The organism is Microbispora sp. KK1-11 (genome assembly GCF_006874435.1).
GTDB lineage: Bacteria > Actinomycetota > Actinomycetes > Streptosporangiales > Streptosporangiaceae > Microbispora > Microbispora catharanthi.
Genome location: NZ_VIRJ01000007.1, coordinates 174092 through 200285, shown reverse-complemented (window position 1 = coordinate 200285; position 26194 = coordinate 174092). Strand labels below are relative to the sequence as shown.

General features: G+C 72.1%; 22 protein-coding genes. 13 read left to right on the top strand and 9 right to left on the bottom strand.

Annotated features, from left to right (window positions below; translation table 11 throughout):
* Window positions 1–7 precede the first annotated feature (7 nt).
* Window positions 8–1057, top strand: coding sequence for a methylmalonyl Co-A mutase-associated GTPase MeaB (meaB, locus tag FLW16_RS13405; protein ID WP_260615227.1), 1050 nt, complete (start codon window positions 8–10; stop codon window positions 1055–1057).
* A 78-nt stretch (window positions 1058–1135) separates the two neighbouring features.
* On the opposite strand, the gene FLW16_RS13400 is transcribed toward meaB, so the two are convergent.
* Window positions 1136–1858 (bottom strand): DUF4230 domain-containing protein, encoded by a 723-nt coding sequence (locus tag FLW16_RS13400; protein ID WP_260615226.1) that lies wholly within the window; start codon window positions 1856–1858, stop codon window positions 1136–1138.
* A 304-nt stretch (window positions 1859–2162) separates the two neighbouring features.
* A complete protein-coding gene (locus FLW16_RS13395) occupies window positions 2163–4307 on the bottom strand; it encodes a hypothetical protein (RefSeq protein WP_142560328.1) in 2145 nt (714 codons plus the stop codon).
* Between the two features lie 377 nt (window positions 4308–4684).
* On the opposite strand from FLW16_RS13395, the gene FLW16_RS13390 reads away from it, so the two are divergent.
* Window positions 4685–5230: a MarR family winged helix-turn-helix transcriptional regulator gene (locus tag FLW16_RS13390; RefSeq protein WP_142560327.1), complete on the top strand. Its 546-nt coding sequence runs from the start codon at window positions 4685–4687 to the stop codon at window positions 5228–5230.
* Here FLW16_RS13390 and FLW16_RS13385 read toward each other — a convergent pair.
* A complete protein-coding gene (locus FLW16_RS13385; protein ID WP_142560326.1) occupies window positions 5220–6617 on the bottom strand; it encodes a serine hydrolase in 1398 nt (465 codons plus the stop codon). The two genes, FLW16_RS13390 and FLW16_RS13385, sit on opposite strands and share 11 nt — an antisense overlap.
* A gap of 213 nt (window positions 6618–6830) precedes the next feature.
* Between FLW16_RS13385 and FLW16_RS13380 the strand changes: the two genes are divergently transcribed.
* Window positions 6831–8600: a histidine kinase gene (locus FLW16_RS13380; RefSeq protein WP_142560325.1), complete on the top strand. Its 1770-nt coding sequence runs from the start codon at window positions 6831–6833 to the stop codon at window positions 8598–8600.
* On the top strand, window positions 8593–9303 hold the full coding sequence (locus FLW16_RS13375) for a response regulator transcription factor (RefSeq protein ID WP_142560324.1): 711 nt from the start codon (window positions 8593–8595) through the stop codon (window positions 9301–9303). Before FLW16_RS13380 ends, FLW16_RS13375 begins: the two co-directional genes overlap by 8 nt.
* A 60-nt stretch (window positions 9304–9363) precedes the next feature.
* Here FLW16_RS13375 and FLW16_RS13370 read toward each other — a convergent pair whose 3' ends face one another.
* The gene (locus FLW16_RS13370) at window positions 9364–11097 is read right to left on the bottom strand and encodes a S8 family serine peptidase (RefSeq protein WP_260615225.1); all 1734 of its coding nucleotides are present in this window, start codon (window positions 11095–11097) and stop codon (window positions 9364–9366) included.
* A gap of 197 nt (window positions 11098–11294) precedes the next feature.
* On the opposite strand from FLW16_RS13370, the gene FLW16_RS13365 reads away from it, so the two are divergent.
* The gene (locus FLW16_RS13365) at window positions 11295–12977 is read left to right on the top strand and encodes a methylmalonyl-CoA mutase (RefSeq protein ID WP_142560323.1); all 1683 of its coding nucleotides are present in this window, start codon (window positions 11295–11297) and stop codon (window positions 12975–12977) included.
* 112 nt (window positions 12978–13089) lie between these two features.
* On the opposite strand, the gene FLW16_RS13360 is transcribed toward FLW16_RS13365, so the two are convergent.
* A complete protein-coding gene (locus FLW16_RS13360; protein WP_142560322.1) occupies window positions 13090–13662 on the bottom strand; it encodes a hypothetical protein in 573 nt (190 codons plus the stop codon).
* A gap of 189 nt (window positions 13663–13851) precedes the next feature.
* Here FLW16_RS13360 and FLW16_RS13355 point away from each other — a divergent pair, with 189 nt between their 5' ends.
* Entirely contained in the window at window positions 13852–14844 is a 993-nt protein-coding gene (locus FLW16_RS13355) for a MarR family transcriptional regulator (RefSeq protein WP_142560321.1), read from the top strand.
* A 22-nt stretch (window positions 14845–14866) separates the two neighbouring features.
* Here FLW16_RS13355 and FLW16_RS13350 read toward each other — a convergent pair whose 3' ends face one another.
* Entirely contained in the window at window positions 14867–16258 is a 1392-nt protein-coding gene (locus FLW16_RS13350; protein WP_142560320.1) for a pyridoxal-dependent decarboxylase, read from the bottom strand.
* Between the two features lie 66 nt (window positions 16259–16324).
* Here FLW16_RS13350 and FLW16_RS13345 point away from each other — a divergent pair, with 66 nt between their 5' ends.
* A complete protein-coding gene (locus tag FLW16_RS13345; protein ID WP_221891049.1) occupies window positions 16325–16792 on the top strand; it encodes an Lrp/AsnC family transcriptional regulator in 468 nt (155 codons plus the stop codon).
* A gap of 34 nt (window positions 16793–16826) precedes the next feature.
* Here the strand turns inward: FLW16_RS13345 and FLW16_RS13340 are convergent, their stop codons facing one another.
* Entirely contained in the window at window positions 16827–17333 is a 507-nt protein-coding gene (locus tag FLW16_RS13340; protein ID WP_142560319.1) for a DinB family protein, read from the bottom strand.
* Window positions 17334–17461: 128 nt separating this feature from the next.
* Between FLW16_RS13340 and FLW16_RS13335 the strand changes: the two genes are divergently transcribed.
* From FLW16_RS13335 to FLW16_RS13325, 3 genes are all read left to right on the top strand, one after another.
* Complete coding sequence (locus tag FLW16_RS13335; protein WP_142560318.1) at window positions 17462–18376, top strand: tetratricopeptide repeat protein; 915 nt, start codon at window positions 17462–17464, stop codon at window positions 18374–18376.
* 247 nt (window positions 18377–18623) lie between these two features.
* Window positions 18624–20033: an NAD-dependent malic enzyme gene (locus FLW16_RS13330; protein ID WP_142560317.1), complete on the top strand. Its 1410-nt coding sequence runs from the start codon at window positions 18624–18626 to the stop codon at window positions 20031–20033.
* 101 nt (window positions 20034–20134) lie between these two features.
* Entirely contained in the window at window positions 20135–20710 is a 576-nt protein-coding gene (locus FLW16_RS13325) for a YqgE/AlgH family protein (protein WP_142560316.1), read from the top strand.
* A gap of 83 nt (window positions 20711–20793) precedes the next feature.
* Here the strand turns inward: FLW16_RS13325 and FLW16_RS13320 are convergent, their stop codons facing one another.
* Window positions 20794–22191: a cellulase family glycosylhydrolase gene (locus tag FLW16_RS13320; RefSeq protein ID WP_142560315.1), complete on the bottom strand. Its 1398-nt coding sequence runs from the start codon at window positions 22189–22191 to the stop codon at window positions 20794–20796.
* 258 nt (window positions 22192–22449) lie between these two features.
* On the opposite strand from FLW16_RS13320, the gene FLW16_RS13315 reads away from it, so the two are divergent.
* Window positions 22450–23442, top strand: a complete 993-nt coding sequence (locus tag FLW16_RS13315) for a leucine-rich repeat domain-containing protein (protein WP_142560314.1) — start codon at window positions 22450–22452, stop codon at window positions 23440–23442.
* Window positions 23443–23457: 15 nt separating this feature from the next.
* Here FLW16_RS13315 and FLW16_RS13310 read toward each other — a convergent pair whose 3' ends face one another.
* Window positions 23458–24099 (bottom strand): TetR family transcriptional regulator, encoded by a 642-nt coding sequence (locus tag FLW16_RS13310; protein WP_185949400.1) that lies wholly within the window; start codon window positions 24097–24099, stop codon window positions 23458–23460.
* A 135-nt stretch (window positions 24100–24234) separates the two neighbouring features.
* On the opposite strand from FLW16_RS13310, the gene FLW16_RS13305 reads away from it, so the two are divergent.
* Together FLW16_RS13305 and FLW16_RS13300 are read left to right on the top strand one after the other, a co-directional pair.
* Window positions 24235–25800, top strand: a complete 1566-nt coding sequence (locus FLW16_RS13305) for an MFS transporter (protein ID WP_142560312.1) — start codon at window positions 24235–24237, stop codon at window positions 25798–25800.
* A gap of 86 nt (window positions 25801–25886) precedes the next feature.
* Window positions 25887–26147 carry a DUF3039 domain-containing protein gene (locus tag FLW16_RS13300; RefSeq protein WP_030510937.1) on the top strand — a complete coding sequence of 87 codons (261 nt, stop codon included), beginning with the start codon at window positions 25887–25889 and terminating at the stop codon, window positions 26145–26147.
* The last annotated feature ends 47 nt before the right edge of the window (window positions 26148–26194 follow it).

The window sequence follows — 26194 nt, the reverse complement described above, 5'->3', positions numbered from 1 at the left end:
GCCGCAGGTGGACGTCCGTGAGCTTGTCGGCCAGGCGCGGCAGGGACGGCCGCGCGCGGTGGCGCGGCTGATCTCGCTGGTGGAGAACGCCGTCGAGAACGCGGCGAACGCCGCGAACACCGCGCGGGCCGCCGGTTCCGCCGGTTCCGCCGGTTCCGCCGGTTCCGCGGGGGGAGACCCTGCGGCGCCCGCGGCGGCGAGCCGTGCGCTGCGCGAGGCGATGGCCGAGCTCGCCACCGGCGCCGCCCGGCCGCACCCGGCCAGGGTCATCGGCCTGACCGGCTCTCCCGGCGTCGGCAAGTCGACCTCGACCGGCATGCTCATCCGGGCGTTCCGCAGGCGCGGCAGCACGGTGGGGGTGCTGGCGGTCGACCCGTCCAGCCCGTTCACCGGCGGCGCCCTGCTCGGCGACCGCGTCCGCATGCAGGACCACGCGACCGACCCCGGCGTCTTCATCCGCAGCATGTCGAGCCGGGGGCACCTGGGCGGGCTCGCGTGGGCCACGCCGCAGGCGCTGCGCGTGCTGGAGGCCGCCGGGTGCGACGTGATCCTCGTCGAGACGGTCGGCGTCGGGCAGGCCGAGGTGGAGATCGCCCGCCTGGCCGACACGACCGTCGTCATCCTCGCGCCGGGCATGGGCGACGGCGTGCAGGCCGCCAAGGCGGGCATCCTCGAGGTCGCCGACGTCCTGGTGGTGAACAAGGCCGACCGCGACGGCGTCCAGACGACCGTGCGGGAGCTGCGGAACATGACGGGCCTCGTCGAGACGCCGTGGCGGCCCCCGATCGTCACCACCGTCGCCTCCAAGGGCGAGGGCGCGGACGACCTGCTGGCCGCGCTGGACAAGCACCAGGCATATCTGGAGGAGTCCGGCGAGGCCCGCAGGCGGCGGCTGGCCAGGGCCCGCGACGAGATCGAGGCCATCGCGCTGGCCCAGCTCAGGTCGCGCTTCGCCGTGCTCCACGGCGACCGCCTCGACGCGCTCGCCGAGCGGCTGCTCGGCGCGGAGACCGACCCCTACGCCGCCGCCGACGACCTCATCGCCGCGCTGCGCTGAGGCGTCCGGCTGAGGTGTCCGGCTGAGGTCTCCGGGGGCCCCGGCCCGTACGGCTCTCGCCTCGCGGCGGCCGACGGGTCAGGGCTCGCCGGTGTACTTGACCGTGATCCTCGTGAAGCCGAGGGACTTCAGCATGCCCTCCAGCATGGCCTTGGCGTTCTGGTCGGCCCGCGAGCGCAGGTCACTGGCGGTGGCCGCGTCGCCGATCTTGCGTTCGGCCAGCACGTAGAGCTCCTGCTGGTTCTGCGGCGAGGACGACAGGAAGTCGGAGATCCGGTCGAAGATGCCCCTCTCCTGGGCGAACACGTACGACCGCTTGTTGTCGAGGTTGGGCTTTTCCAGCTCGGCGTGCGGCAGCCGCACCGTCACCGCCGTGCGGTCGGGGGAGACGGTGAAGGCGTCCTTGGGCAGCGTGGAGAAGTCCACGTAGGCGTCCACGGTGCCGGCGCCCACGAAGAGCGTGCGGGAGCCCTTGATCGCGTCTGGGAGGAACTTGGCGTCCTTCTCCAAATCGACGATGACCTGGAAGTCGCCGGTCGCGGCCTCGAAGCGGCTCAGGTTCTGCACCGACCGGAGCAGCGCGGGGCCGCTGCGGTCGATGGTCTGCTCGCCCAGCGGGTTGAGCCAGGACCAGGTCAGCCGGGCGCCGACCACGAGCAGCAGGACCACGAACAGCAGGCCGGCGAGCACCCGCCAGCCACGCCGGGAGCGGGCTGCGGGGGCCCCGGCGCTCGCCGTGGCATCGGTGGCGGCGGCGCCGGAGTCGGCCGGCGCGAACGAGGGACGGGTCTGACGATCCACGGGGGGAATCTTCCCGGTATTCCCGCGATCTCACGTTCAACAAGATCATTTCTGCCTACAGGCCGTGCTTCGGTCCTCCCAAACCCGTCTTCCGTCCGGACCGATGGCCGGACCGGCCGCTCCGCAGCGTCCGGCACGGTAACCGGACAGGCCTCCGTCGCAGCGCTCACGCGCCCGGCCCGCCGGCCGGGCGCGGCGCCGCTACAGCCCTGACGTCCAGGCCGTCCGCCGGGCGCCGCCTCGCCCGCGCGTTCCCGCGGCCTGCCGCGCGCCGCGCCCGGTTCTGCCCCGGGCGGGGCGCGGACTACGCGGCGGGGACCAGGAGCGTGCCGGGGACACCCGCCACGCCGGAGTCGTCCTGGGGGCTCGCGTCGCGGGCGCCGGTGTCGTCCGTGGCAGGCCGGGCGGGGTCCGTGCGACCGCCGGCCCGGTCGCCATCGCGAGCGCTGTCACGACCACCGTCTCGTCCTCCGTCTCGTCCTCCGTCGCGTCCTCCGGGGCGGGCGGTGCGCCCGGGGCGCCCGTCGTGCCCCTCCCGGCCGGGAACCGGGCCGCCGGACCGCGGACGGCCCGGCCGATGGTCTCGGACGGCTGAGGGGCTCGCGCCGCCGGGCCGGTTCTGCGCGCCGGGCTGCGGGCGGCCGGGCCGGTTCAGCGCGGGTGACGGGCTCGCGCCGACGCCGCCGGGCCGTTCCTGCGCACCTGGCCGTTCCTGCGCTCCGGGCGCTCCGGGCCTTTCCTGTGCTCCGGGCCGGTCAGGCGACGCGCCGTCACCGGGCCTGCCGGTCCTTCCGGGCCGCCAGGGGTGCGGCGACCGTCCCGGTCCTGGCGCCCATGGGCGGCCTCTCCGGGCGCCCTCGCCGTTCGGCGTGTCCCACGGACCCGGGTAACCCGGGCGGCCCGCCGGCCCCTGACCCATGGGGCCCTGACCCACCGGACTCTGACCCATCGGGCCCTGACCACCAGGGCCCTGACCCGCCGGATCCTGGCCCGCGGGGCTCGCGGCGGGAGACGGCCACACCGGGGCGGCCGGACTCGGGCCGGTCCATTCCGGACCGGTCCCGCCGCGCGGGTCCGTGCCCTGCCCCCAGCCGGGGTCGGGGCCGGTCGGCATGCCGGTGGCGACGGCCGTACCCCGCGGAGTCGGCCCGACCGGATAGTCCGGCGTGTACGCGGGGGTGGGGTTCACCGGATAGCCCGACGCGACGGGGTCGGCGGGCCGGGTGCCGCCGCCGAAGTGCTTGGCCTGCAGGCCGCAGGAGACGAAGTCGGAGTAGAACATGCGCAGCCAGTCGCGCCGCTGGCCATTGCTCAGTTCGGAGAACCAGATGGCCGCCTCCTGGTGCTCGCGCAACGGTCCGCTGGGCAGCGAGACGTCCCGCAGCCAGGCGACGACGATGGCCCGGTAGCCCGCGGCCACGGTTCCCGGGCAGGGGCGGGCCAGGCGGTCGAGAAACTCGGCGGCCGCCCGCTGGGCGTACCCGGACCCGAGGTCGTCGATGTGGACGACGACCACTCCCGGCCCCGCGGGATCACCCTCGCCGTACGCCCGTTGCTCGACCCTCTTGAAGGCGGCCGGCGTGCCGTCCAGCTTTATCGCGAGCGTGGTGAAGACGCTGGCGAGCTCGGCCAGGCCCCCGCGCAGCGCCGGATGCACGCAGACGCTGATCGGCCATTCCTGGCAGACGAGGCGTTCGCTCACCGTCATCGTCCGCGGCACGGTGACGAGCCGGGCCGCGCCGGTCCCCGCGGCCAGCACGGCGATCACCGCGGCGGCCAGCGCCAGCGTCCGCCGGGTCACCAGGGCCACCCATCCGAGGAGCAGCGCGGTGCTGAGGCCCAGCAGCCACAGCGTCTGGTCCGCGTAGGCGGTCTCGCTGACGCCGGAGAGCAGGTCGTACGGCTCCCCGGCGGCGGGCGCGAGGCGGTCGGCCCAGTTGGGCCCGGTGGCCAGCCAGGTGAACAGCCCGAACGTGCCGGCTCCCGCGATCAGCGGGACGACGACGACCGGCACGAGCCAGCCGAGGATCCAGCCGACCACGACGTACAGCCCCAGCCCGGCGACGGACATCGCGAGACCGCCGGGCAGCAGCGGCCCGCCCTGCCCGGTCAGCGCGGCGCGCAGCCCGAGCAGCAGCACGGTGGCCCCGAAGGAGCCGGTGACGACCGCGATGATCGACAGCGGCGCCCTGGCGGCCCGCCACGGCGTCAGGACACGGCCCTTCTCCGCGCGGCGCCTGCGGAACGCGACCCAGGCCGCGAACGCGGCTCCGAGCGGTCCCGTCAGGCGCAGCGAGCCGATGACGGCCGCCACTATGTCGTCCCAGTCCATGAAACCGGGAATGAGGACGCTCCACGCGGCGATGAGCGCGAGCACGAACAGCACGGTCGCCGCGACCAGCGCGCCGTGTCTCAGCTCACCGCGTGAACCGCCCCTATGCTCACCCACAGCAGGGCGCGGCCCCTGGCCACGCCACCGAAGTCCGGCGCGCATGCGGCGCCGGGACAGCGATGCTGTCCATTGAGAATCTCCCCCGTGTCTGTGTGAGCGGTGCGCGAACCCACGCCGTTCCCCGTGGCGCTGGTTCGCCGGCCGGCCTCGCCTCGCCCGCCGTCGGACGCGTCCCCCGCGGACCCCCGTCCGCGAGACGTCCTCTAGCAGACGGGGTTCCCCGTGCCGCCGGGTTTGCCGCCGCCTCACCTTTCGACGTGGCAACCATAACGGAGCGTGACCCGCACGGGGGGAGTTCTGGGGTCAAGGAATAGAGCCGGTTACGCTCGGTGCGCCGGTCGATCTTGGCCGCCGTCGCGCTACCGTATATCGCTGTGTCCGTTCCGCCCAGCTCAGAGCCACCGCCCACGGGTGGCCCCCGGCCGCTCAAGCTCCCGTTCGACCCGATCGAGCGGGCTGCCGAGACCTGGCGTTCGACGTTCGGGCCGTCGTCCGCCATGGCCGCCGTCACTTCGATCATGAGAGCCCACCAGATCCTGCTGGCGCAACTGGACACGCTGCTCAAGCCGTACGACCTGACCTTCGCCCGATATGAGGCGCTCGTGCTGCTCACGTTCAGCCGGGCCGGGTCGCTGCCGCTGTCGAAGATCGGCGAGCGGCTGATGGTGCACCCGACGAGCGTGACCAACACCGTGGACCGCCTCGAACGGGCCGGCCTGGTCCGCCGCATGCGCAACCCGCGGGACGGCCGCGGCGTGCTCGCGGAGATCACCGACGAGGGCCGCGACATCGTGCGGCGGGCCACGGCCGACCTGATGAACGCGGGTTTCTGCATGGGCATGTACGACGACGCCGAGCTGGACGAGATGTTCGGGCTGCTCAGGACCCTGCGCGTCGCCGCGGGCGACTTCAGCTCCTGACGCGGCCCTTGGCGAGCATCGCGAACGAGCCCCGGACGAGGGCCAGCAGTTCGGCCCCGGCCGAGTTCTCGTCCAGTGCGGTGCGGGGGTCGCCGGTGAGCGCGGTCACCACGTATGTCCTGCCCGCGGCGTCACGGGCGAGGTAGCCCATGGAGAGCACGCCGGGCTCGGAGCCGCCCTTGAACCAGACCGTGGGCCAGGCCTTGGCGTCGAGCCCGAGCCCGGCGTCGTTGGCCGACATGACCTCGCCGAGGGGCGGCGTGTTCAGCGCGGACAGGCCCGAGAAGGCGCGGCAGACGTCCCCGGGAGAGGCGAACCACTCCAGCCTGTCGATGTCCCTGGGCTTGTTCCACGCCTTCACCTCGGTCAGGGGCGTACGCGCGACGGTGGTGGCCAGGTAGCGGTACCGCCGGGAGCGGTCGAGCGACAGGTATTTCCTCGCGAGGCGCGGATAGCCGACGGCCTTCAGGAGGAAGAGCTCCCTGGTCGTGAGGAACGGCCGGTTCAGCGCCGCGTGGCCGGACCACCGCCCCGCCTGGGCCTCCACCCGGGCGCGGCCGACCTTGTCGATCAGCAGGTCGGCGCCGGTGTTGTCGCTGATCGAGATCATCAGCTTGGCCGCCTCGCGTACGGAGACGGTGCTGTTGTCGGGACGGTCCTGGAGCGTGCCGCTCGGCAGGCTCTTCAACTCGGGCCGGATGGTCAGGGGCGTGTCCCAGGAGAGCCGGCCCTTCTTGATCTGCTCGGCCGTCGCGCCCAGCACGTACAGCTTGAACATGGAGCCGAGCGGCCGGGGGGTGTCCGGGGCAACGGTGTGCACGGGACGGCATCCGCCGTCCGCGCGGACCTCGGCCGCCAGGAACCCCACGTGGGGCGCGATCGCGCGCAGGCGCTTGTCCAGCTCGGCCCAGCTCCGCGGCGCCTCGCGCTGCTCCAGGCCGAACAGGAGGGCGTCGATCCTCCCGTCGCCGTCGACGGACATGGAGAGCTGGACACGTCCCCGGGCGGTCGTGACCACCCCGGACAGAGCGGTGGGCGTGACCTGGGTCAGCGACTCGAGCCGCAGGCCGACCAGGCTCTTCAGGGCCTCGTTGACCTGAGCAGGGGGCACCTGCGTGAGGAAGCCGGCGCTGAAGTGCGCCCTGATCTGGTCCTCGGGAATCGGGAGGGCGGCGGCCGCCGCCAGGAACCAGCGAAGCTGCTCGCCCACCGGAGAGTTCGGAATGTCCGGCGTGGGTGTGGGGCTGGGCGCCGCGAGTGCCGCACCGGCGGCGACGGCGGCGGGAGCCGCGGCGGCGGGTGCGGCGGTGGTCGCCGCGGCGAGCACGAGCGCCGCGCTCATGAGGGGAATCGTCCTGCTGCGCATCGATCTCGGTGCGATCGGCACGAGAGAGCTCCTTCGAGGTAGGGAATCCGGCGCTCGGGTGCGGGACCGTCGGCGGTTCGCCGCGGCGGTGGGCGGCCACGTGATCTCACGCTAAAGATCACTGCGCGGTCCCGATACACGGCGTACCCCCGGCTTGCGGGCTGCGGGGAGCCGCACCGAATGTGAGGACAACCTCATAGACGGTGGACGCGCGCGCCCGTCAGGATGCCTGCCATGAAGTCCACGGCAGCGGTCCGGCCGCTCGCGGCGGGCATGGCCGCCGTCGCCGCCGCCGGGATCGTCGCCGGCGCGTTGCTCGAGACGGGGCTGCCGGCCCCCGCGTCGCAGTGGGCGTTCATGTCGATCGCCCTGCTCCTGCCCGCCCTCGGCTGGTTGATCGCGGCCCGGCGGCCGGACAACGCCTACGGCTGGCTGCTGCTGGCGGCCGCGGACTGTCTCGGGCTGGGCGGGCTCGGTATCGGCCTGCTGCTCCGGCTCGGTCCTGATCCGTACTGGCCGGTCGTCGTCGGCGCCGTGCTGAGCTCGGCGTTCCCGGTCTTCTACGGCCTGTCGTGGGTGTTGGTGCCGCTCCTGTTCCCCGACGGGAGACTGCCGTCACGGCGCTGGCGGGTCGTCGCGGTCGCGGCGGCCGTGGCGATCGCCGCGCACTGGCTGGGCGTGCTGTTCATGCCGGCCGGTTATCCGGACGAGGTCGTGCACGCCAACCCTCTCGGGCTGCGGGGACCGCTCGGCCTCGTCGCCGCGCTGCTGGCGACGGCCGGTCAGCTGGTCGCCTTCCTGCTGGCGCTGGTGGTGCTGGGCGGCCTTCTCCTCCGTCTGCGGCACAGCCGTCCGCCCGAGCGGGGCCGGCTCGGCTGGATGGTGGCGGGCCTGCTGGCCAACCTCGGCGCCTTTGTCGTGATCATGTTTTCCGGAGCGTCGGAACCGCACGACGCCGCCGACGTCGTCGGGGTGCTGGGCCTGGTCGGGGCGCTGCCGGCCGCCATCGGCGCCGCCGTGCTGCGCCACGACCTGCTCGACATCAGGGTCGGCGTCCGGGGCTCGCGTCTGTACCTCGTGTTCGACGTCCGCCCGACGGTCGACGAACTGCTGTCCCGCCTGGGCCCGGACCTGGAGGAGGCCGAGCCGGTCGAGCAGCTCGGCAGGCTGGCGCAGGCGGTGCGGGCGGGACTGGACGCCCGCTGGGCCGCCGTCGAGCTCGGGGACGGCACCCGCGTCGTGGCGGGGGAGGAGCGGGGCGAGGCCGTGCTCACGGTCCCGGCCGGGCTGGGGCGCATCACCTGCGGGCCCAAGACGGCGGGGCGGCTGACCCGCGACGACCGGCGGCTGCTCGCGGCCCTGGCCGTGCCGGTCGGGCTCGCGATCCGCAGCGCGGCGCTCGCCGCCCGGCTGGTGAACGCCCAGGAGGCCGAGCGGCGGCGGATCGAGCGCAACATCCACGACGGCGTGCAGCAGCAGCTCGTGGCGCTGATCGCGGGGCTGGAGCTGGCCCGCGCGACGGGCGGCGGGGCCGAGGCCCTGGCCCTGCTGCGGGAACAGGCCCGCCAGGCGCTGGCGGACCTGCGGGAGCTCGCGGCCGGCATCCATCCCTCCGTGCTGAGCCAGGGCGGGCTGGTGGAGGCCGTCGAGGGGCGGTGCTCGGGCCTGCCGGTCGCGACCACCGTGACGGCCGATCCGGCCCTGCGCACCCGCAGGTTCCCGGACGAGATCGAGGGAGCGATGTATTTCGTGGTCAGCGAGGCGATCGCCAACGCGCTCAAGCACGCGGGGGCGTCCCGGATCGAGGTGCGGCTCTGGCACGACGCCGGCAGGCTCCAGGCGTCGGTGACCGACGACGGGACGGGGTTCGACCTCCGGGCCGTGGCACGCCGCGGGCTGGCCACGCTGGCCGACCGCATGGCGGCGCTCGGCGGAGGGCTGGAGACGACGGCCGGGCCCGGAGAGGGAACGCGGGTGCGCGCCTGGGTGACCGCCGATGTCTGAACGTCCCCCCGCCGGGCCCGCCGCCGGAAGGCAGCCGCGCAGGCTGCGCGCCCTGGTCGCCGACGACCACTACCTCGTACGCGAGGGCACCCGGCAGTTGCTGGAGAGCTCGGGGGAGGTCGCGGTCGTCGGAGCGGTGGGGAGCGCGGCGGAGTTGGTCGACGCGGCCAGGCGGCTCGGTCCCGACGTGGTCGTCACCGACATCCGCATGCCGGGCGAGGGCTGGCGCCCGGGGTTCGAGGGGATCGACGCCGCCCACCGGATCCGCGCGGACGAGCCCCGCGTCGGTGTCGTCGTGCTGTCGCAGTTCGCCGACTCGATCTACGCCTTCGAACTGTTCAGGGGCGGCACGGAGGGCCTCGCGTACCTGCTGAAGGACCGGGTGGGGGACCTCGACGAGCTGCTCGGCGCGATCCGCTCGGTCGCCGAGGGCGGCTCGGTCATCGACCCCAAGGTGGTGGAGGGGCTGCTGGCGCGCCGCGCCGTACGGGGAGAGCGGGAGGCGTTCACGCCCCGGGAGCGTGACGTGCTGCGCGAGATGGCGCGCGGCAGGTCGAACGGCGGCATCGCACGGGCACTGTCCCTGTCGATCTCCGCGGTGGAGAAGAACGTGAACTCGATCTTCCTGAAGCTGGGGCTGGAGGCCAGCCCGGACATCCACCGCCGGGTCGCCGCGGTCCTCGCCTATCTCGGCGGCTCCTGATCCGCGCCGCCCGGGTGGGCCGGTGACGCACACCACGGGTTCGTCACCGGCCCGAGGGCGTCAGCGGCCGACGGCGCGCAGGGCGTCGACGATGCCCCTGCCGTAGAAGCCGTTGTTGTCGGCGGTGCCCTCACAGGTGTGCGTGGCGGTCACCGTGGTGCCGTCCGGCAGGTGACGGGTGTAGGTGTAGGCGGGCGGGTTCGGGCAGGCCGTCCTGGTGGCCGTTCCCTTGAGGATCGCCTCCACCTTGTCGGGGTCCATCGTCAGGCCGCCGTGGGCGCGGTCGTGCTTGCCGTACCGGCTGACGATCAGCGCCGCGACGCCGGCCGCGCGCGGCGAGGCCATCGAGGTGCCCTGCAGGTACTGGTAGTAGGCGCAGACGGAGCCCTTGCAGTCCTTCACCACGTACGGCACCGTCGGGTCGCCGTTCTCGTCGATCTCGCCGTTGGCCACGGCGAGCGCCTTGGGATAGGCCGAGAGCGTGGCCTTGGTGATGTCCCTCGTGTTGCCGGCGGTGTCATAGACGTCGCCGCCGGGCGAGGCCACGTCGACGTAGCCGTTGCCGTAGCTGGAGTAGTAGGCCTTCCGCTTGCTGATGCCGGTGGAGGACACCGAGATCACGTGCTCGGCCTCGGCCGGCAGCGAGACGCAGGACGCGGGGATGGTCCGGGTCCTGACCGCCTGGCCTGGGAAGCTGGCGTAGTCGGGGCTGACGGCGTCGACGTTGGTCTTGGTGTAGTCGATCGCCTCGTTGCCGGCCGCGCTGACGAGCGTCACGCCGCGCGCGTGGGCGTAGTCGAGCGCCCGCTGGGTGGCGGCGATGTACAGCCGCTGCTGGGCCTGCTCCTCGGGGCTGTCGGCCGGGTTGTCGGTGCAGTTGAACAGCCACGGGTCGATGTAGTAGCTCATGTTGACCACGTCGACGCCGATGTCGCCCGCGTAGGTGAGGGCGTCGACGGTGGGCTGGAGGAAGAAGTAGCCCGAGTCCTGGCCGGCCCGCAGGTTCACGATCGTCACCTTGGGCGCGACGCCCGAGATGCCCAGCTTGTTGATGGGGGAGGCGATCGACGAGGCGACGTGGGTGCCGTGGCCGTCCTCGTCCACGTCGTTCGGGTCGGTGCAGGACCCGTCGGGGTCGTCCTCGCACTTCCCGTCGATGTTGTCGCCGTTGGCGTCCGCGGGCAGGTCGACGGTGAAGTTCCGGCTCAGCCGCCGGTCGAAGTTGGGCGCGATGTCGGGGTGCGAGCCGTCGACGCCGGTGTCGAGGATGCCGACGAGGACCCGCTTGTCGCCCTGCTCGAACCTGTGGGCCTGGTCCGCGTGGATCTGCTTCATGTCCCACTGCAGGTCGGCGAGCGGCTCGTCCTTGACGTTGCGGCCCCACTTGGGGCCCGTGGCGCCGCCGCGGCCCTCCTTCTCCACGGCCTTGCTCCTGGCCGCCTTCGCCACGGCCTTCTTCGCAGCGGCGGACGCCTTCGCGTCGTCCGGCGCGCTGCCGATCACGCGGTTGCGGGCGACCCCTTCGATGGCCGCCGCGCCCTGCAGGGCGTTGACGAAGCCGGCGTTGGTAGTGCTGACCGTGGCCAGTCCGACCTCGGTGTTCACCTTGATCACACTGCCGCCCGCCGCTTCGATCGCCTTCTGGGCGTCCGCGGCGGCCGCGCCTTCCTTGTACAGGACCACGTATTCGGTCTGGGCCGCCGACCCGGCGGCCGCCGGTTCGGCCTGCGCGGGTGTGGCGAGGGTTGCCGCCACCATCGCCGCGGTCGCGGCGACGACTGTCAAGCGCTTCACATCCACCTCCGTGTGGACTTCGAGGGCGCTGACCATGTTTGAAGATTTCCTGGCTCTGTCAAAGGTCCGTGACAATTCGCGACCAACGTGTGACATGAGCACCGGGGAGGCGACCGGCCGGCCGGGGGAGCGGTGGTGGCCGAATTTACTAGGACGTCCTAGTATTTTCTCGGAGAGTGAGACCCGGGGAGGGGTACATGAAGCCGGACGCGACGAGCGCCGAGGCGACAGAGGCGGGCAGGGCCCGCTGGCAGGCGCGATACGACGCCGCCTTCAAGCGGGACCGCGAGTTCCGGACCCTGTCGGGGCTGGAGGTGGACCCCGTCTACGGGCCGCCCGGGGAGGACCCGAGGTTCGAGCGCATCGGCTGGCCGGGCGAGTTCCCCTTCACCCGCGGCCTGTACGCCACCGGCTACCGCGGCCGTCCCTGGACCATCCGTCAGTTCGCCGGGTTCGGCAACGCCAGGCAGACCAACGAGCGCTACAAGATGATCCTCGGCGCCGGGGGCGGCGGCCTGTCGGTGGCGTTCGACATGCCGACGCTGATGGGCCGCGACTCCGACGACCCCCGCTCGCTCGGCGAGGTGGGCCACTGCGGCGTGGCGATCGACTCGGCCCTCGACATGGACCTGCTGTTCGACGGCATCCCGCTCGGCGAGGTCACCACGTCGATGACCATCAGCGGGCCCGCCGTGCCGATCTTCTGCATGTACGTGGTCGCGGCCGAGCGGCAGGGCGTGCCGGTGGGGAAGCTCAACGGCACGCTCCAGACGGACATCTTCAAGGAGTACATCGCGCAGAAGGAGTGGCTGTTCGCACCCGAGCCGCACCTGCGGCTGATCGGCGACCTGATGGAGTTCTGCGCCGCCGAGATCCCCGCGTACAAGCCGCTGTCGGTGTCGGGCTACCACATCCGCGAAGCGGGGGCCACGGCCGCGCAGGAGCTGGCCTTCACGCTCGCCGACGGCTTCGGCTACGTCGAGCTGGGCCTGTCGCGCGGGCTCGACGTGGACGTGTTCGCGCCGGGCCTGTCGTTCTTCTTCGACGCGCACATCGACTTCTTCGAGGAGATCGCGAAGTTCCGCGCCGCGCGGCGCATCTGGGCCCGCTGGATGCGCGACGTGTACGGCGCGCGCACCGAGAAGGCGCAGTGGCTGCGCTTCCACACCCAGACGGCGGGGGTGTCGCTGACCGCCCAGCAGCCGGACAACAACGTCGTCCGCACCGCGATCGAGGCGCTGGCGGCCGTGCTCGGCGGCACCAACTCGCTGCACACCAACGCGCTGGACGAGGTGCTCGCGCTGCCGTCGGAGAAGGCCGCCGAGATCGCGCTGCGCACCCAGCAGGTGATCATGGAGGAGACGGAGGTCGTCAACGTCGTCGACCCGCTGGGCGGCTCCTGGTACGTCGAGGCGCTGACCGACCGGCTGGAGGCCGAGGCGGAGAAGACCTTCGCGAGGATCCGGGAGATGGGCGGCGACGGCACGATGACCGCCGGCATCCTGCGGGGCATCGAGGAAGGCTGGTTCATGTCGGAGATCGCCGAATCGGCCTTCGACTACCAGCGCAAGCTGGAGAAGGGCGACAAGCGGATCGTCGGCGTGAACTGCCACACCTCGACCGTGGAGCAGCCGCTGGAGATCCTGCGGATCAGCCACGAGGTCGAGGTCGAGCAGCGCAGGGTGCTGTCCGAGCGGCGCGCCGCGCGGGACCGGGAGGCCGTCGACGCGGCGCTGGCCGCCCTGCGGGCCGCGTCAAAGGGCGACGACAACATGATCCCGCCCATGCTGGAGGCCGTGCGGGCCGAGGCCACGCTGGGCGAGATCTGCGACGTCCTGCGCGAGGAGTGGGGCACCTACTCCGAGCCCGCCGCCTTCTGACGCGGACGTTCCCGGGACGGCGTGCGCCCTGACGTCCCGGGAACAGGCTCCGGCCGGACCGCCGCCGCATCCCCGGCGCGCTGCGGGGGCTCGGCCGGCGGCCGGAAAGCGATCACGACATGAAGTGGTTGAAGGCCCGGCCGTCGAGCTTCCAGCCGGGCTCGTTGTTGACGATGCTGATCATGTGCGACTCCACGGCCAGACGCCACTTGCCGTTGTCGCTCAGACGCCAGACCTTGGTCGTGCCGGCGGCGCAGCCGTCCTCGGCCGCGTATCCGAGTATGCCGTCGTTCACGAATCTGCCTGATCCGACCAGCTGGTCGCGCTCCTGGGGGGAGACGGTGACCAGGTAGGACGACTTGATCGTATAGCGGAGCCGCCACATGGGCTTGCCACCGGGGAAGGCCGTACGGGAGATGTAGTACAGCGGCGTCTGGGTCACCCGCATGCCGTGCTTGGTGACGGCCTGCTCCATCTCCGCCTGGTCGGCCGTGTAGAAGAAGCCCTGGTCGCCCTTGGTCGTCAGTTCGTAGAGCCGGACCTTCTGGATGGACGTGCTCGATGCGGCCGCCGTCGCCGACGACGGGGCGGCTGAGGCGGGGACGGCGCCGGCGGCCGACGCCGAGGCGGCGAGGGCCAGCGCGAGACCGAACGTGGCAGTGCGCCCGCCGAGCCGAATAGACATGTGCTGTCCTTTCGCAAGATTTCAACGTTCGGTCAGCTTGGGCGGTGTGCGGCCGGGTTCCCGGCCATTTCAACGAACGTGCAAGCGACGTCCCCGGTGGTTTCGCGGATCTTTGAAACGTCAGAAGGGTTCCGGCCGGCTTGGCTAGGGTGTGCCTTCACGTAGTGGAAGAAGTGCCTCGGGGGAAAGGTGCGACGCGCGGAGACGTGGAGCGAATTGCGGCTCTGCCCCAGCCCGGGGGTTTCGGTCGCGGTCTCGCCGCAGGTGTCGGTGCTGTCGCTGTTGGTGGACGCGGTGGCCGCTCGGCGGCGGGGACTGCCGGAGCGGTGGCGGCGCAGGATCCGGGAGTCCGTCGGCGCCGAGGGCCGGCAGGCGTGTCGCCCGCTCGGCGCGCCCGGCCACTCCGTGGCGCCGGACACGATCGTCCCGCTGCCGCCGGTCGCCGACGCCTCCGTGGAGTCCCAGATCGCCTGGCTGCTCGACATGCGGCCGGACGCGCTGCTCGACGACATGGAGCAGGCGTACGGGCCGGAGCGCGTGCCCGAGCACTGGAGGCTGGCCGCTGAGCGGCCGCGCCGGTGGCTGAACGGGTACGCGAGCGCCGTCTCCGACGTCTGGTCCGCGGTCAGGCCTCTGTGGGAGCGAGCGCAGCCGCTGCTCGACCGGGAGGTCGAGCGGGTCGGTACGGCGGTGGTGCGCGGCGCGCTCGACGCGCTCCTCGGCACGCTCAGCGAGCGCATCAGGTACGCCGAAGGCAGCCTGCTCATGAGCGACCAGGAGCCCGCGCGGTACGACCTCGGCCGTCGCAGGCTGGTGCTCGTGCCCATGCTCTCCGGGCCCGACGCCACGATCCTCAACCTCGACCTGCCCGGCTACGTCTGGATCGCCTACCCGCTCCCGCGGGCGGACGCCGTGTGGCTCGGGGCCGATCCCGCGCGCCGAGGGGCCGACGAGCTGGCCTCCATGCTCGGGCCGGCGCGCGCCGGCCTGCTGTCGTCGCTGGTCCGGCCTGCGACCATGGGTCAACTCGCCACTCTGGCCGGTACGGTCCCGAGCGCCATCACCTACCACTGCGACCGTCTGGAGGCGGCCGGGCTGATCCGCAGGGAGCGCAGAGGGCGCGAGGTGTGGATCCTGCGCACCCGCCGTGGCCACGAGATCATCGACCTTTTCTCCCGCTGACGGCCACGCTCGTGTGATCCGCCTAGAGCCCGGACAGGGCGGCGACGCGGTCGAGGAGAGCTTCGAGGGTCTTGTCGTCGGTGGCCGGGGCCATGACCGTCACCCGCAGGTGGCGGACGCCCCCGAGCTCGGCCGAGGTCAGGTGGAAGGAGCCCTCCTCCAGCAGGGTCTCGCGAATGGCGGCCTGGTCCCCGTCGCCGCACCGGAAGCAGACGATGTTGCTCTCCGGCTCGTACGGGCAGTGGAAGCCGGGCCGCTCGCGGGCCAGTTCCCAGAAGCGATGCGCGGTGGCGTACCGCCGCGCCACGTGCTCGCCGAGGCCGCGCTCACCCCGCCAGGCCAGGTTGAGGAAGACCTTCAGCCCGAGCGCCGCCTTGGTGCACTCCACGGTCCTGCCGATCAGGTCGAACCCCTGGTCGCCGTAGAACAGGTAGCTGGCCCGCTGCCGGAACGCGGCGTCCAGGTCGCCCTCGCGCCGGACGAGCACGGCCGCCGCGAGGCCTGAGGTGCGCAGCATCTTGTGCGCGTCCCAGATGACGGAATCGGCCAGCTCGACGCCGTCGAGCAGGTGGCGGTGCCCGTCGCTGAGCAGCGCCGACGCGCCGTGCGCGCCGTCCACGTGGAACCACAGGCCGTGCTCGGCGCAGAACTCGCCGATGGGCCGCAGGTCGTCGTAGAGGCCGGTGCCGGTGGCGCAGGCGGCGGCGACCAGGGCCATCGGCCGGCGGCCGGCCCGCCGCGCCCGATCGAGCCCCTCGGGGAGCCGGGCCACGTCGATCCTGCCCAGGTCGTCCACGTCGAGCGGCACGACCGCGCGCTCGCCGAGGCCGAGGATCGCCGCCGCCCGGGTGACCGAGTAGTGCGCCGACGGCGGCGCGAGGAGGGCGAGATCGCCGGGCACGCCCTCGGTCCACGCGTCCGGCGCGGCGGCGGCCCGCGCGGCGAGCAGCGCGGTCAGGTTGGCCAGCGACCCGCCGTGGGTGAGCACGCCGCCGCCCTCGGGGAAGCCGACCTTGCCGAGCATCCAGCGCAGCACCTCGAACTCGACGGTCGCCGCCGCGGCGCCCATCTCGTAGATCGCCATCGGGTTGTTGATCGCGCCGTGGACGAAGTCGGCCAGTGCGGCGGGGAAGTCGGGCGCGGCCGTCTGGTGGGCCAGGTAGGCCGGATGGTGCAGCCGCGTGCTCTCCGCGAGGTAGGCGTCGAGCCACTCCCGGTAGCTCTCCGGGGTCATGCCGCCCTCCCGGATCCAGCGGGTGAGCCCCAGCCGTCCGGCCAGCTCCCCGGGCGGCCGACGGCGGATCACCGGCGCCGCCCCGTCCTGGCTCTCCCGGACGTACGCGGCCAGGCCCTGCACGGTCACCTCGGCGGCGTGGACGAAGTCGTCGATGTCCCAGGCGTGATTCGGGGTCATGGCGCGATGATGGACGTAGTGGACGCCCTTCCGCCACAGACACCGAATCGACGAAGGGAAGAAGGCGTGACCGCCGAACTGGATTCGACCGACAGGAAGATCCTGGAGCTGCTGCAGAAGGACGCGCGGCTGCCCAACAAGGATCTCGCCGAGCGGGTCGGCGTCGCCCCCTCCACCGCTCTCGAACGCGTGCGGTCGCTGCGCCGGCGGGGCCTGATCACGGCCTTCCGCGCGGAGGTCGACACCCAGGCGCTCGGACGGCCGCTGGAGGCCCTGCTGGCGTTGCGCGTGCGGCCCCACACGAGCCAGCTGGTGGACCCGCTGCGGGCGTTCGTGCTCGGGCTCCCCGAGACGATCGCGCTGTTCCACGTGGCCGGCCCGCAGGACTTTCTGGTGCACGTCGCGGTGCCCGACGCCGATCACCTGCACCGGCTGGTCCTCGAGCGCATCCTGGTCCGTCCGGAGATCGTCCATCTGGAGACGACGCTGATCTTCCGTACCGAGCGCAGGACCGTCCAGGGCCCGGTTGGCTGAGGAAACGGTGAGCTGACGGGCGGGGCGGGTGGTCTCAGGCGCCCACGGTTCCGTCGACGCCCTCGCGCAGGAAGTCGGCGTGGCCGTTGTGCCGGGCGTACTCGTGGATCATGTGCAGCATCACCAGCCGCAGCGAGACCTCTTCGCCCCACCGGGGCTGGTAGGCGGTGACGTCGAGCGACTCCGCCGCGCGCTCGATCCTGCGGGAGTGCTCGACCTCCGCCTGCCAGGCGGCGAACGCCTCCGCGCCGGTGGACCCGCTCGGGTCGTACGCCGCCTGGTAGTCGCCCTCCTCCGACCAGACGAGCGGCACGTCCTCCTTGCCGATCACACGGCGGAACCACGCGCGCTCGACCTCGGCCATGTGCCTGACCAGGCCGAGCAGCGAGAGCGTCGAAGGCGGCATCGACCTGCGGCGCAGCTCCTCGTCCGACAGGCCGTCGCACTTCAGCGCGAGCGTGGCCCGGTGGTAGTCGAGGAACGCCCGCAGCATCTCGCGCTCCCCGGCGACGGTCGGCGGGCCGATGCGTTCCACTGCCATCTCCTGCTCCCTCCATAGGGCGTTTTGTGCGTCATTCACCCTACGGCGGGCGCCGGCCCGCCCAGATCGCGGAGGAAGGCGGCGGGGATCGCACGGATCACGCGGGCGGGTACGGCAGGATTGGGGGTATGGCAGCGGAGTTCTCTCGACCTGGATCGCTCTACGGCGCCGTGGACCTCGGCGCACGCAAGCAGGCACTCGAGGCCCAGGCGCGGCGTGAGGCCGCCGGGCCTTCCGGAGCCGCCTCGGCGGACGTCATCGAGGTGACCTCGGCCACCTTCAACGCCGAGGTGGTGGAGCGCTCCCTGAGCGTTCCCGTGATCGTCGAAGCGACGGTGACCAGGGCCGAGCAGGTCCGGCAGTTCAGCGGCGTGATGGAGAAGCTGGCCGCGGAGGCGGCGGGCGCATGGGTGCTGGCGAGGGTGGACGTGGAGGCCGACCCGCAGCTCGCCCAGGCGCTGCGGATGCGCGCGGTGCCCACCGTCTATCTGGCCTTCCAGGGGCAGCTCATGCCCCTGTTCGAGGGCCCGTTGCCGGAGGCGCAGCTCCGGCAGGCGTTGGCGCAGGTGTTCGAGCAGCTCGGCATGGAGCCGGTCGCGCCGGGCGAGGACCAGCCCGCAGAGCCGCCGGTCGACCCCGAGCTCCTGGCGGCCGAGCAGGCCGTCGAGAAGGGCGACCTGGACGCCGCGGCCGCGGCGTACGAGCGCCTGCTGGCGAGGGCGCCGTCGGACGAGGGCGCGAAGATCGGCCTCGCGGGGGTCGGGCTGCTGCGGCGCACGCAGGACCTCGATCCGGCCGACGTGCTGCGCCGGGCCGCCGCGAACCCCGACGACGTGGACGTGCAGACCCAGGCCGCCGACCTGGAGATGGTGAACGGCCAGGTGGACGAGGCGTTCGACCGGCTCATCGCGCTCGTGAAGCGCACCCGGGGCGCCGACAGGGACAAGGCGCGCGTCCACCTGCTGGGGCTGTTCGACGCGCTGCCCTCCGACGACCCGTCCGTGTCGCGGGCGCGCAGGGCGCTGGCCAGCGCGCTTTTCTGACCCGTTTCCGGCCGGGTTCCGGCCCGCGCCCGCCCGGCCCGGCCGTACGGCGGCGCGCGGGCCGGGCACGGCGCGTGGCGGAACAGTACGGGCACGGGCTGAAACACCCCGCCGGGGATGGCACGATGGATAGCACCCATGAGCCGTCCAGCCGGATGCGCGAGCGTGGCCGCCACGCGGAGGCCGCGCCCCACTGGAGCAGCCGGGAGAGCACGGCCAGGCATCACCCGCAAAGGAGCGGATAGACGTGGCCACCGTGCCCAGCGTGTCCTACTCGATCACCGTGCGCCTCGAGGTGCCCGCAGGGGGCAAGGCGGTCAGCCTGCTCACCCACGCGGTGGAGAACGCGGGCGGCGTGGTGACCGCCCTCGACGTGACCAACGCCGGTCACGAGAAGCTCCGCATCGACGTGACGTGCGCGGCCAAGGACGCCGACCACGTGCAGGCGATCGTGGACAGCCTCGGCGCGGTCGAGGACGTCGTGATCCACAAGGTCTCCGACCGGACCTTCCTCATGCACCTCGGCGGCAAGATCGAGATGCAGTCGAAGGTCCCCCTGCGCAACCGCGACGAGCTGTCGATGGCGTACACCCCCGGGGTGGCGCGGGTCAGCCTGGCGATCGCGCGCAATCCCGAGGACGCCCGCCGCCTCACGATCAAGCGGAACTCGGTCGCCGTCGTCACCGACGGCTCGGCCGTCCTCGGCCTCGGCAACATCGGCCCCGCCGCCGCACTGCCGGTGATGGAGGGCAAGGCCGCCCTGTTCAAGCGGTTCGCCGGCATCGACGCCTGGCCCATCTGCCTCGACACCCAGGACGTGGACGAGATCGTCGCGACCGTGCGGGCCATCGCGCCGGGCTTCGGCGGCATCAACCTGGAGGACATCTCGGCGCCGCGCTGCTTCGAGGTGGAGCGGCGGCTGCGTGAGCTGCTCGACATCCCGGTCTTCCACGACGACCAGCACGGCACCGCCATCTGCGTGCTCGCCGCGCTGACCAACGCGCTGAAGGTCGTCGGCAAGGAGCTTTCCGAGGTGCGGATCGCGATGGCCGGCGCCGGAGCGGCCGGCACCGCCGTCCTGCGCCTGCTGCTGGCGGCCGGGGCGAGGAACGTCGTCGTCTGCGACTACCGCGGGGCGGTGCACCTCGGCCGCGACGACCTCGACGACTCGCTGCGGTGGATCGCCGAGCACACCAACAGCGAGGGGTACGGCGGCGACCTGCGCGGTGCGGTCAAGGGCGCCGACGTCTTCATCGGCGTCTCCGCGCCGGGGATCCTGACCGGGGACGACGTCGCCGCCATGGCGAAGGACGCGGTGGTGTTCGCGCTGGCCAACCCCGAGCCGGAGGTCTCCCCGGACGACGCCCGCGAGCACGCGGCGGTCGTGGCCACGGGCCGGTCGGACTACCCCAACCAGATCAACAACGTGCTGGCGTTCCCTGGCGTGTTCCGCGGCCTGCTCGACGCCCAGGCGGACGGCGTCACGCCGGAGATGCTCCTCGCGGCGGCCCGCGCGCTGGCCGCGGTCGTGACGAGCGAGGAGCTCGGCCCCAACTACATCATTCCCAGCGTCTTCCACCCCGACGTGGCCAACGCGGTGGCGGCGGCCGTACGAGAGTCGGCCGGGGGCAAGGCGCGCGGCTTCACCGAGGCCTGATCGACTCCCGGGCGGTGACGCCGCTGTCACGGTAAGTAATATGGCGCGGCAAACCGGGGTCGGCGTACACGAATCCGCAATCCTCCCTCATGATGGGATGTATGGCGGAGGCGATCTACGTCGGCGGGTTGCTTGTAGCGACGCCACTGCTCGACGACCCCAACTTCCGGCGTAGCGTGGTGCTCGTCCTGGAGCACGACGAGGACGGCGGCACTTTGGGTGTGGTCCTCAACCGTCCCAGCGAGATCGCCGTGACCCAGGTCTTACCGTCCTGGGACGCCTTGGTCACGGGTCCTCCGGTGCTGTTCGAGGGGGGCCCGGTGCAGACGGACAGCGCGCTCGCGCTCGCCGTCGTGCTCAGCGGCGAGGAGCCGCTGGGCTGGCGCCGGCTGCAGGGCAGGGCGGCGGTCTCGCGCCTCGGCACGGTGGACCTCGACGCGCCCCCGGAGATCCTGGCGGGGGAGATCTCCCAGATGCGGATCTTCGCGGGCTACGCGGGCTGGACCGCTGGACAGCTCGAGAACGAGCTCCAGGAGGGCGCCTGGTACGTCGTGGACTCCGAGCCGGGGGACACCTTCCACCCGAACCCGGCCACGCTGTGGCGCACCGTGCTGCGCAGGCAGAAGGGCGACCTCGCCATGGTCGCCACCTTCCCCGACGACCCCCTGCTCAACTGATTCCCCGGCACGCCCCGCCCGGGCCGCGCGGTGACGCGGAGGCCGGGCGCGGGGAGCGCGCCCGGCCATCTGGGTGAGGCGTCTCAGCTCGCGGTGCAGCTCACCGACGGCACCGCGTTGGTGCCGGTCCAGGAGCCGAGGAACCCGAACGAGGTGGACGCTCCGGCGGCGAGGCCGCCGTTGTAGCTCACGTTCTTGGCCGTGATCGACGATCCGCTCGACGTCACGGTGGCGTTCCACACCTGGGTGACCGCCTGGCCGTTGGCGAACGTCCAGGTCACGGTCCAGCCGGAGATGGCGCTGGAGCCGGCCTTGACGGTCACCTCGCCCTGGAAGCCGCCGCCCCACTGGTTGGCGACCTTGTACGTCGCCGAACAGCCCTTGGCGCCGCCGCTCGGGGACGGGCTGGGGCTCGGGGACGCGCTCGGCGAGGCGCTGGGCGACGCCGACGGGCTGGGGGAGGCGGACGGGCTGGCCGACGGGCTCACCGGCGGCTGGCCGCTGTAGATCGTCGCCTCCTTGGCGGTCGACTTGATGCCGTTGGCGCCGTTGAAGAGCCGCTGGCCCCAGGAGGTGAGCTGGTTGACGTTGAAGTTCGTCACCTGGTCCAGGTATTCGACGCCGCCGCCGTTGCCGCTCCACGACCAGCCGAGGTAGCCGACGCCCCGCGACTGGGCCTGCGACATGATCGTGTCCTCGTCGGGGTCGCCGTCCGAGTGCATGTTGCCGAACTCGCCGATCACCAGCGGCAGGCCGGCGGTCTGGAACGCCTGGAGGTAGCCGGTGACCTCGGCCGCCGTGTCGAAGACGCCGTACATGTGGATCGAGAAGACGGTGTTCTTCTGGGGGTCGCTGTCGAAGACCGAGGCGGCGTTGTCGCGCATGACGAACTGCCAGTCCTGGCCCCAGTTCGGCGCGTCGACCATCAGCAGGTGCTGGAATCCGGCCGCCCGCATCCTGCTGATCGCGCTCTTGGTCGCGCTGGTCCAGGCGGACGGGCTGTTGTTGCCGTACGGCTCGTTGCCGATGTTGATGACGACGTAGTTCTCCTGGCCGGTCAGCACGCTCTTGAGGCCGACCCAGTAGTCGACCGCCTGGTCCAGCGTGTACGCGCCGCTCTGCTCGCCGTAGCCGGTGGTGTCGTGGTTCTCGAGCACGCAGATTAACCGGTTCTGCTTGCACAGGGAGATGACGTTGGCGACGTCGCTCGCCGCGTTGGCCGTCCAGCGGCCGCCGCTCAGCACGACGCGGACGGTGTTCGCGCCCAGGGACTTGATGTTCGCGAACGAGCTCGTCTGGCTCGAATACCAGGTGTGGGCGTGGCTGGTGCCCCGCATGATGAACTGGTTGCCGTTGGCTTCGAGGATCTTCGTGCCGCTGACGTGGAGTCCGGTGGCGGCCTGCGCGTTCTGGGTCATCGCGACCACTGACATCAGGAGGGCGAGGAGGGCCGCGCCCGCGGCGATGAAACGTGTTCTCATTCGGTACCTCGGGTGGGGGTCTCGGCGCCGATGGAAGCGCCGCACGCACCATAGGCAGGGGGAGCCGGGGCCGTACAGGAGACGGCTCTCGCGCGCTCGCCGACGGCCGCCTCCCTACTGAACCGGTTCGGCGGCGCGGGCCATCGGACCAGCGCGATCTCCCGCCGCGGGCCCTCACCTGGCCGCGTCATCCCGATGAAACATTCACCGATCGGCCGCTGTGCGAGGGCGTGGAGGTCGTCTGTAGAGTCGGCTGCCATGCCCGATCTCGGCGTGCCCGAACCCCGTTGGGCGCCTCCGGGCGCCGTACGGTTCGCCGGCGGTGTGCCCGTCGCCCTGGTGGCGCCCGGTGCGGGGCTGCCGTCGCTGCCCACGGCCGTGGGCGACATGGCGACGCTGCGCCACATCGACCTCGACGGGAACGCGCTCACGACGCTGCCCGGCTGGATCGGGCGCCTGGAGCGGCTGCGGGTCCTGCTGCTCTACGGCAACCGGATCGCGGCCCTCCCGCCCGAACTCGGCCGTCTCGCCTCGCTCGAACACTTCAGTGCGGGGCGCAACGCGCTGACCGCGGTGCCGGACACGCTGTGGCGGCTCAGCCGGCTGCGGTCGCTCAACCTGGCGGAGAACGAGATCGCCGGCCTTCCTCCCGGCCTCGGCCGCCTTCGCGAGCTGCGCATGCTCGACCTCGGGCACAACCGGCTGCGCGAGGTGCCCGCGGAGATCGGCGACCTGCCCCGCCTCACGGACTACCTCTACCTGAGCGACAACGGGTTCACCTCGGTGCCCGCCTCGCTGGGACGGCTCGACCGGCTCGGCTATCTCAATCTGGCGGAGAACCGGCTGGCCGCGCTGCCCGCGTCGATCGGCGGCATGACCGGCCTGCACGAGCTGCGCGCCCACGACAACCTGCTGACGGCGCTGCCGGAGACGATCGGCCGCCTGACCGGGCTGCGCGAGCTGCACCTCAGGAACAACCGTCTCGCCGCGCTGCCCGACGCGATCGGAGGGCTGCGCGCGCTGCGTCACCTGGACCTGCGCGGCAACCCCCTGGAACGGCTGCCCGACTCTGTCGTACGCCTGACGGAGCTGACCCACCTCGACCTGCGGGCGACCCGCCTCTCCACGCTGCCCGGCGGGCTCGCGGAGCTGCCGCGGCTGGAGAAGCTCGATCTGCGCTGGATCAAGTTCGACGAGGTCCCGGCCTGCGTCCGCCCCCTGCGCGAGCGCGGGTGCGTCGTCCTGCTGTGAGGACGCGCCGGCGCGTCAGCCCGGGGCCGAGGCCGGCTCGGCCGCCCCGGAGCGTACGGGCTGGTCCCAGCCGGGACACAGGGAGCGCTCGGCCAGTGCGAGCAGGTCCTCCAGCCGCCGTGCCAGTACGGCGGGGTCCTGTGTGCGCTCGTCGAAGCAGGCGAGGGCCACGCTGACGAAGACGGCCACGATGAACTGCGGCTGCAGGTCGCACGGGTCCGCTCCCAGCCTGCGGGCCACCTCGGCGACCAGCCTGCGCTCGTTCTCCTTGATCAGCCGCATGGTCCCGGCGAGCAGGGCGGGCGTGGAGTGCACGACCTTCTGGCAACGCAGGTACCTGCCTGCCTCCGCATCATCCGCCTCTCGTAGGATCTGCAGCAACGAGCGCATCGCCTGGCACAGCGCCGTGAACGGCGACTCCGACTCGGGGCGCGAAGCCAGCTCCGCGAGGAGCATCCGCTGCTCGTCGGCGGTCAGCGAGAGCGCCACGTCCTCCTTGGAGGCGAAGTACCGGAAGAACGTCCTGGGCGAGACCTCCACCTCGGCGGCGATCTGGTCGACGGTCGTCGCCTCGTAGCCCCTGGTGAGGAAGAGGTCGAGGGCCGCGTCGATCAGAGCGTCCCGCGTCCGCTGCTTCTTGCGTTCGCGTAGACCCACGGCGGTCACCTCCTCGAAACTGCCGGTTCACAAACTCTCAGATGTCACCGTATGTCGGATAAAAGGATTTGTCATCTGTCATCGACTGACATAAATTACTGCTGGTCGACACAGTGGTGCTAAGGGGGAATCTCCATGACTCAAGCCGTATCGGTGGACGCCGACGCGCCTCCAGGACGAGGCCAGGGGCATCCATGGCTCACGCTGCTCGCCGTCTCGCTCGGCGTGATCATGGTCATGCTCGACGGCACGGTCGTGGCGATCGCGAACCCGGTCATCCAGGTCGAACTGAAGGCGACGCTGGCGGACCTGCAGTGGGTGACCAGCGGTTACCTGCTCGCGCTGGCGGTCTTCCTGATCACCGCGGGCAAGCTCGGCGACCTGTTCGGGCACAAGCTCGTCTTCCTGGTCGGCGTCGCAGGCTTCGCGCTGACCTCGCTCGCCATCGGACTGTCGTCCTCGATCGGCGTGCTGATCGCGCTGCGGGTGCTGCAGGGACTGTTCGGCGCGCTGCTCCAGCCCGCCGCGCTCGCGTTGCTCCGCTCGGCGTTCCCCGGTGAGAAGCTCAACATGGCCATGGGCGCGTGGGGCGCGATCATCGGTCTGTCGAGCGCGGCGGGCCCGATCGTCGGCGGCCTCCTGGTGGAGAACGTGAGCTGGCAGTCGGTGTTCTTCATCAACGTGCCGGTCGGCGTGGTGGCTTTCGCGTTCGGGCTGTGGGCGCTGCGGGAGAGCAAGGCCAAGATGCTGTCCCGGGTCGACTGGCTCGGCGTCCTGCTGCTGTCCGGCGCGATGTTCGCGCTGGTGTGGGCCATCATCAAGGCTCCCGAGTGGGGCTGGGGCGACGCCAAGACGCTCGGCTTCCTCGCCGCCGCCGTGGTGGTCGGGGCCGTGTTCCTGTTCTGGCAGTCGAAGGCGAGCGAGCCGCTGCTGCCGCTGAGCCTGTTCCGCAACGCCTCGGTCTCGATCGGGACCGTCCTCATGATCCTCATGTCGTTCGCGATGTTCGGCGCGATGTTCTTCCTCACGTTCTTCTTCCAGGGCGTGCACGGGCTCACGCCGCTCGACTCGGGTCTGCGGATGCTGCCCATGAGCGCCGGCATGATCGTCGCCTCGCCCATCGCGGGCATCCTCATCGGCAAGCTCGGTCCGAAGATCACCATCGCGGGCGGCATGGTGATCAGCGCCTTCGCGATGTTCCTCATGTCGCGGCTCAGCGTCGAGGCCGCCTTCGCCGACAGCGCGATCCCGTTCGTGCTGCTCGCGTTCGGCCTGTCGCCGGTGTTCGTCGGCGCCACCGAGATCATCGTGGGCAACGCGCCGGAGGAGCTGAGCGGCGTCGCGGGCGGCGTGCAGAACTCCGCGATGCAGGTCGGCGGCGCCCTCGGCACCGCCATCCTGGGCGCGGTCGTGTCCGCCAAGGTGGCCGACGTGCTGCCCGGATACCTCGGCCCGGTGGCGCAGGGCGTCAAGCCCGCGGAGATGGAGGGGCTGAAGGCCCTGGCCTCGGTGGGCCAGGCCCCGCCCGGGCTGCCGGCCCAGGTGGCCAAGACGGTCTCCGACGCGGCGCACCTGTCCTTCATGGACGGCCTGCACCTCGGCTTCGTCGTGAGCACGGCGGTCGCCCTGGTCGCGGCGGCCCTGGCCCTGTTCGTCAAGGCCGGCCGCAAGACCGAGGGCGCCCCGATCCACATGGGCTGACGCCAGGCCCGTTCCGTACGGCTCCCGCCACCCCGGCGGGGGCCGTACGCGCGTCAGGGCCGGAGGCGCCTGCTCGCTCAGTAGACTTGGTATCCGTGAGCGGCACGAAGATTCTTCCCGAGAGCGACGTAACACCCCGGCTCTCGCACGGCGACGGTGACCACGAGCGCTTCTCGCACTTCGCCGACAAGAACAAGATCACTGAGAGCTACGTGACCGGCGCGCCGGTGCGGGCCCTGTGCGGCAAGGTCTGGGTGCCCAGCCGCGACCCGAAGAAGTACCCGGTCTGCCCGGAGTGCAAGGAGATCTACGAGGGGTTGCCCAAGGGCGAGCCGTCCGGCGAGTGAGTGTCGATACGGGATCATCGCCTCCCCGGCGGCTAGGGTCAGCCTTC

What these genes read in the sequence shown, in the direction of transcription:
- FLW16_RS13360 (WP_142560322.1), bottom strand. Translation starts at nt 13,662, where the DNA reads ATGTCTATTCGGCTCGGCGGGCGCACTGCCACGTTCGGTCTCGCGCTG.
- FLW16_RS13315 (WP_142560314.1), top strand. Translation starts at nt 22,450, where the DNA reads ATGCCCGATCTCGGCGTGCCCGAACCCCGTTGGGCGCCTCCGGGCGCC.
- FLW16_RS13365 (WP_142560323.1), top strand. Translation starts at nt 11,295, where the DNA reads ATGAAGCCGGACGCGACGAGCGCCGAGGCGACAGAGGCGGGCAGGGCC.
- FLW16_RS13335 (WP_142560318.1), top strand. Translation starts at nt 17,462, where the DNA reads ATGGCAGCGGAGTTCTCTCGACCTGGATCGCTCTACGGCGCCGTGGAC.
- FLW16_RS13340 (WP_142560319.1), bottom strand. Translation starts at nt 17,333, where the DNA reads ATGGCAGTGGAACGCATCGGCCCGCCGACCGTCGCCGGGGAGCGCGAG.
- FLW16_RS13320 (WP_142560315.1), bottom strand. Translation starts at nt 22,191, where the DNA reads ATGAGAACACGTTTCATCGCCGCGGGCGCGGCCCTCCTCGCCCTCCTG.
- FLW16_RS13380 (WP_142560325.1), top strand. Translation starts at nt 6,831, where the DNA reads ATGAAGTCCACGGCAGCGGTCCGGCCGCTCGCGGCGGGCATGGCCGCC.
- FLW16_RS13305 (WP_142560312.1), top strand. Translation starts at nt 24,235, where the DNA reads ATGACTCAAGCCGTATCGGTGGACGCCGACGCGCCTCCAGGACGAGGC.
- FLW16_RS13375 (WP_142560324.1), top strand. Translation starts at nt 8,593, where the DNA reads ATGTCTGAACGTCCCCCCGCCGGGCCCGCCGCCGGAAGGCAGCCGCGC.
- FLW16_RS13350 (WP_142560320.1), bottom strand. Translation starts at nt 16,258, where the DNA reads ATGACCCCGAATCACGCCTGGGACATCGACGACTTCGTCCACGCCGCC.
- FLW16_RS13325 (WP_142560316.1), top strand. Translation starts at nt 20,135, where the DNA reads ATGGCGGAGGCGATCTACGTCGGCGGGTTGCTTGTAGCGACGCCACTG.